This window comes from Rhodococcus sp. 105337 (assembly GCF_012844225.1).
Taxonomy (GTDB): Bacteria; Actinomycetota; Actinomycetes; order Mycobacteriales; family Mycobacteriaceae; genus Rhodococcus.
In genome coordinates, this window is record NZ_JABAGQ010000009.1 from 1 (window position 1) to 6,350 (window position 6,350).

The 6,350-nt window shown below is 62.2% G+C and carries 3 protein-coding genes; all 3 read right to left on the reverse strand.

What is annotated here, in order from left to right; all coding sequences use genetic code 11:
• Nucleotides 1-771: 771 nt before the first annotated feature.
• The 3 genes from HF886_RS14685 to HF886_RS14695 all read right to left on the reverse strand — a co-directional run bounded on the left by HF886_RS14685 (nt 772) and on the right by HF886_RS14695 (nt 6,350).
• The gene (locus HF886_RS14685; protein ID WP_169652699.1) at nt 772-2,760 is read right to left on the reverse strand and encodes an AAA family ATPase; all 1,989 of its coding nucleotides are present in this window, start codon (nt 2,758-2,760) and stop codon (nt 772-774) included.
• Nucleotides 2,735-3,238, reverse strand: coding sequence for a hypothetical protein (locus tag HF886_RS14690; protein WP_169652700.1), 504 nt, complete (start codon nt 3,236-3,238; stop codon nt 2,735-2,737). Before HF886_RS14690 ends, HF886_RS14685 begins: the two co-directional genes overlap by 26 nt.
• A 1,021-nt stretch (nt 3,239-4,259) precedes the next feature.
• Complete coding sequence (locus HF886_RS14695; protein WP_169652701.1) at nt 4,260-6,350, reverse strand: DEAD/DEAH box helicase; 2,091 nt, start codon at nt 6,348-6,350, stop codon at nt 4,260-4,262.

Sequence of the window (6,350 nt, forward strand, 5' to 3'; positions counted from 1 at the left end):
AGTATCCAGCACGACTCGTTGATCACTACGTCTACTGCAGAGCCGATCCGAAGTCCACCACTCCACGGGGCACTATCCCATCGGAAATCCAGTCGAGCGCCGCACACACGATGCCCAGTAGGGCAGTGGATCCGGTCAGTTCCGCGTAGCGGCATTCGATTCTCGGGTCTCCGGTGGCGTGGTAGCGAGCCAGACCGGCCGGAACCACCCGACCTCGAATCGTTGTATGCGCCGCAACAACCGGGCGAAATCCGCGACGGGCGGAGGAGATACGACGTTGAACCTCGTCGAGAAGGCGGCGATAAAGCATAGGTCGGTGAAGCTGTGATCGAGTAAATTCGGCTGAAAGTGGTTCGGATTCGCGCCGGAGCAGATTCACACGGTTGCACAATCGGAGCAGATCGGTTGCCGCGTGAGTGTCGACCGCGGGGAGTGTGGCGAGCAGACCCGTCCGTAAAGGTGAGACGTCGGGGTGGAGTAATGCCTCTCCCCACCTTCGTTTCGACTTCTCTGATTCGATCACTGAACGCTGTAGGCATCGCTCAGTGAGGTTTTGGAGGTCGGGGTTGTCACGGACGTGAAGTCGGTCGGTTTCGTAGACGGTTGCGAGGTAGTGGCCATCCGCTCGTCGTGGTCCCGCCATGTGGAGCGTCCCCTGATGTTCAGGACGCCAGGCTTTCGGCGCGACTGTCAACAGCAGTTGTGTCCCGTCCACGCTCGCCGAGGAGAACCCGACGCGGGCGCCACGTGGTGACGCTGCAATCGTGACTGTCACGAGTCCATACCGGCCGCTGCGTCGAAGTCGTCGAGAACCAACTCGTCATCAGAGCCCGGGTCGCCGACCTCGATTCCCGCGATCCGCGCCCCTCTCGCCAGCCCGGTGCCTTCGACGACAAGCATGAGTCCGAACTGGGCCAGATAATCGTCCAGGGCGCCGAGAGCATCCATGGCACGGTCGAGAGCTTTTTTCTCGATCTCGGAATGGGTATCGAACCATGCGGGTCGGGTGTGGCTGTCGAGAATATCGTCGGCATTGAGTGCTCGGACCGAATCGATCAATTGGGGGAGGATCGTGTACCTCCAATAGCTTGCAATCACGTCTGCGGGATTTCGGGAACGATCATTGAGTGCGTCGGCAATCGAGTAGAAGTAGGAGTGTCCGAGTAGTGCGTCGGGGCCCAGGCAGGGCCGCAACGCATGTTCGTTCACATTCTCCAGAATCCGAGCCCCGCTGCGGAACAACTCGCGATCAGCGGAGGACAAGATGGATGGCGCAGTCACTTCGCCCAACTCGGGTTCCAGCCGGTGGAATGCGAACCGGCGACGTAACGCAGCGTCGAGCGGTGCCACCGACCGGTCCGTTGTATTGGTAGTTGCCACGACATACACGTTGTCCGGGACGAAGAACGTGCGACCGGAGTAGGGCAGTCGAGCTGTCGTCGTTGCCGACCAATCGTGGGCCGATCCGCTACTTGGTCCGGCACTGCGTAATCTTGCGCGACGGGAAGACTCCAGTGTCAGTAGCAAGTCGCCGAAGACGCTCGGAATGTTGCAGCGATTCAACTCGTCGAGCAGGACAAGCACGTCCTCGTGTGGCGCGCGTACCGCCGCACGGCACACCTCGACAAAGAAGCCGTCGGCGACTGCGAACGAGGTATCCCGAGCCGGAGCTTCGTCGAAATATCCGGGCGCATCCACGCGTACAGACGGGACGGGGCGCAACCCCTCGATGAAGTCCTCGTAAGAAGTACTCGGGTGCATCACTGTGGTGCGGTACGGGCGCCCATCAAAATCGTGTAGCGACCGACCGGTTCGGGAACGCCATTGACGTGCAATGTTCTCGATTGCGTATGATTTCCCCGTGCCTGGAACGCCTTCGAGGACGATGTTCTTGAACTGCAGTAAGGACTCGAGGATGGGATCGGATTCGTAGGAGCCGGCGAACTCGTCGGAGTGCTGATCCTCGTAGTGTGTCCGATGGGTGAAGGTGCCCTCGAGCAGGCCGGGTATGCGGGCGTCGAGGAACGCAAGCACGTCAAGAATATGGTCGTCGCCGATCGGGTAGAGATACCCCTGGTTGACCTTGCCGTTCTTGTCGAACGGCGCAGTCGCGAGAAGCTCCTCAGGGAACTCCGACGCGGAAATAGGGTTGGCGAGTTCCCTGTAGTCGATGGGGCAGAGGTATCCCGCAGGTGCGTATTGTTCGAAGAGATTCGACTCGGGATCCGTCGCCTCTCGCGGGTGCCCGTGAACAGTGCCGACGGCGGTGATCTGCTTGTTTGTGTAGTGCAGGACGAGTTGCCCCTCCTGCAGTTTCATGACATTCGACCAGGACGGGACGACCCTCCCGTTCTTCGCACGTTGCCCGGCCCACACGTATCCGCCATCACGCTCAGTTGCGTAGTTGGCGCCTTGGTTGACCCACCACAGCCCCTTGAACTTTACGACCGGTACGCGGAGCGCCTTGAGTTGGGCTCGGGCGTTGTCCGTGACAAAGTCGGACGCTGTGAGCGGGCGTCCGGTCGCATACTTGTGCGCGACGCCGATGAGTGCTTTGGGATCGTAGAATCGCCCGTTGAGATGCACGAGATACCCGGTGGAGACACCGAATCCGTAGGTGTCGAGCATCGCCTTACGGTCGGTCGTGTCGAACTCGCTGATGGCAGCGTCGAGGTGCTTTCGTTCGATATCGCGGATTGCCATGTGGTCGCTTTCATTGGACGTGATGTGGGCTTCAGGCGGGGTCGAGAACTGTCGCATCCAGAGCTGCTCGGGCCAGTTGAGCGCAGTGGGACCGGATCTGTGAGCTTCTGCCCTTGCGCATGAGCGCGAGATTCAAACTGGCCGCGGCACGCATGATCACGGGGTCTTCCGTCATTGTTTCGATTGCTTTGTGACCGCGGGCAATCAGTTGTTGCTGCGACGCGCCACCTGGTGCGTGCTTGATCTTGCCGCGGCGTATTCCACGCCGACGCAGATAAATTGCGCATCGGGATGCGCCGTGCGGAAGTTCGTCTTCGAATCGAAGGGCGTGTTCGCGGTTCCGTACGACGAGTCCGGACTTCTCCGCGTCGTGAATCAGTGAACGTTCGCGGTCTCTCAACGCGGAGTATGATCCGGCGAACCGCTGCAGCCGGAAGCCGGTGATGTCGTCGTACGTCTTGCCGTGGGCAATCAGGCGGCTGGCGCAGTCGCTGCCGGAGATGCCGATGTAGCACGCGTCGTTAGCGAACTCCACCAGGTAGATGCCGCGCAACCCGCGGGGACCACGGCGTGAACGTGGGACCGACATAGCCGTCGGCGTGTAGGGAATGTGAGGTCCAAACCCGTTGGCAGCGGCCCATGAATCTGCTGAGTGCACCTGAATGTCCTGTCCGATCAACCCTTGAACTGCGCTGCGGGGGCACAGTTCAGATGAAGCACGTGTGCTGCGACGAGGTCGTTCTCGAGTTCCAGCAGCTGATTTGCCGGTCGCTGCGGCGCCGCAACCCAGGAGACTTCGAGTCTGTGCTGTGAGGCGAATGTCGCGCCTTGCGCATGACCGGCTGTGGCGATCTTCGCGAGGTGCGCGAGAGGTCGATTCGGGAGTACGCCCTGCCCGATATATAGCAGGGCGTCGTCACAGTCGCCCCTGATGCGATACAGGCCGACGGCCTTTGTGGGGATTGTGCTTCGAGCATCCGACAGCGCTACCCACTCACTCCAGTTATGGCCACACCACGACTGACTCTGGGTCGCGGGGGTCAGAGGACCAACCGGGGGTGCCCCGACACTGTGTTCCGCGAGCGACGGGCCGACGTACAGGCCGCCACGAAACCTGGCCCCTGCAGCCACGAGGCGTGAGTTGTTCGGCGATGAGGCGCGATAGCCGTTCGGGACACGGCCGAACTGTACGGTCGGGGAAGCGCCGAACTCCTGGCGGTACAACCCGATCGCCAACGCTTCCTGTCCCTTCCGAATATGCGAATCTCCAGCGACCGTTATGTACGACGTCTCGAATTCACAGCCGGTCGCATGGCGTAACGCCCACAGGGCGGGTGCCGCGGTGTGCGGGTCCCGATAGGGCATCTGCTCCGCGTGGCACCGGGACAGTGCGCCCAAGCGCTCGCGAAGACTCCGTCCGCTCTGCCCGATGTAGTCGAGACCGTCGAAGTCTCTGCGGCGAACACGGTAGATGCCAGGAACTCGGGGGACAGAGGCAGTGCGGGAGATCCCCAGCAGTGGAAACCAGCTGCTCCAATCAGGTGTTGAGCCCGTGATCATCCGATCTGTGTCTTCTCGCCGAGCACCGTGTCCGCTCCGGCTGCGTCGATGGCACGGACAGCAAGGGTTGCCCGTGCCAGGTGTTCGGGCAACGCCGCCGAGAACTTCAACCCCCGCAGTGCGCCCGCGTCCACCGCCGGGAGAGGCCTCGAAGGTCCAGTGCGTAGTGCGGCGAGTCCTTCACGGATATCAGCGACCGTCAGGTCGGCGTGCAACCGCAGCGACTCAGCCCCGATCCGCTGCCGCGGCGGAATTAGATCCGGGGCCCACGCCGCGAGGGTTCGGTTCGCCTTCGAGCCTGCCCACGTCCACCAACGCCAATCGTCCCGATCGTCGCGAGTGATGACGAATGCACCATCGGTGACGTGGCAGGAGCGCTGCAGACGCTGGTCTTCCAACGTCGCTATGGCTCGTCGCGTCAACGTCACCCCGGAGGGCATTGCACCGAGCAGCACATCACGAATACCGCGCGCGATCTCGAATGAGGCACCATCGGGCATCGAACTCCACTTGGCGCGACCTTGGATATGGGTGGCCTCGACGAATACGTGCCGTCGCTTCCAATCGATGTGAGTGACCTTCCATGACCGCCCACCGAGCAGCAGAATGCGCGGTCCCTCGACATCGTCGGTGAGCACACTCGTCTCTACCGAGCCGATTTCTTGTCGACCGGCCCATACCTTGAACTCCGGAGCGGCGGTGAACACCGCGAGCAGCTCCATGAAATGCCGCCGCCCAAAGTATTTTTCGGCCTCAGGTCCAATGAATGCGCTGCCCGCATCGTGTTCGAGGAATCCTTCGGCGAGCAGGTGGTCGAAAACCTCCTGCCCGTCGCAGCCGAACAGCGGCAGCGATCCCCATGCCCGCTGCCAATCGACGAGCGGAACGCGGCGGGTCTGCAACGCGGCGGCGAGCAACTGTTGGGCTGCGATATGCCGGGGTTGCGGCGTCGGTAACACCGGCTCAACCCACCCGCGAGACCAGCACTGCAACATACCGAGGGTGTCGAGTACTGCCTGATCGGTAAGAGCAAGGAACAGACAGTTGCGGGTGGTACCGGGGCGGCGGCCTGTGCGACCGAGTCGCTGGAGGAACGACGACACCGTCCGAGGAGCATTGATCTGGATTACTCGGTCGAGGTCGCCGACGTCGATACCGAGTTCGAGAGTGGAGGTGGCAACAATGACGCAGTCGCGACCATCGGCGAACGCTTCCTCCGATTCACGGCGCTCGGCCGCGGACAACGAGGAATGCGAGATGAAGGTGGTGATGCCACGTCGACGCAGTTGGGTTCCCAATTCTTCGGCGAGCCTCCGCGAATCGACGAAGACGAGTCGCTTCTCCCCGGCGTGCAGCGCGGCGATCACTTTTGCGGCATTCTCGATACCACCTACGGAGTCGACGGTGATCTCGGGAATCACTGCAGCGCCTGAGACTGCGGGGGAGATGACGCGGCCGGGGGCGGTCGTGCCACCCTGCAACCAGCCGAGCAACTCCTCCGGATTCCCGACGGTGGCGGACATACCCACCCGTTGCAGACGTCGTCCGAGCAACGTTTCGAGTCGTGCCAGCACCGCCAGTAGGTGCCAACCGCGATCGTCCCCCGCGAACGCGTGCACCTCGTCGACCACTACCGCTCGTACTCCGCCGAGTAGTTCTGCCGCGTCGACGCTTTCGGAGACGAGCATGGACTCGAGCGATTCCGGAGTGGTCAGCAGGATGTCGGGTCGGTCGCGCTTGATACGACCGCGGACGGACTGACCGACGTCTCCGTGCCACGTCATCGCATCGCGGCCGAGCCACGTCGCGTAGTCCGCCAGACGCGGCTGCAGGTTGTTCAGTAGCGCCTTGAGCGGGCAGATGTACAACACGGAGATACCGGTCCAGCGATCGGACTGCATACGGGTCAGCAACGGGAACATTGCCGCTTCGGTCTTCCCGCCTGCGGTCGGAGCGAGAAGAATCGCGTCCGATCCGGTGACGATCGGCGCGACCGACTCGTCTTGTAGCGGCCGCAGACCAGGCCAGCCGAGCGAGTTGACGATGTGATGCTGCAGCACCGGATCGAGCAAGTCGAAGCCGGTCAT

What these genes read in the sequence shown, in the direction of transcription:
- HF886_RS14685 (WP_169652699.1), bottom strand. Translation starts at nt 2,760, where the DNA reads ATGCGACAGTTCTCGACCCCGCCTGAAGCCCACATCACGTCCAATGAA.
- HF886_RS14695 (WP_169652701.1), bottom strand. Translation starts at nt 6,350, where the DNA reads ATGACCGGCTTCGACTTGCTCGATCCGGTGCTGCAGCATCACATCGTC.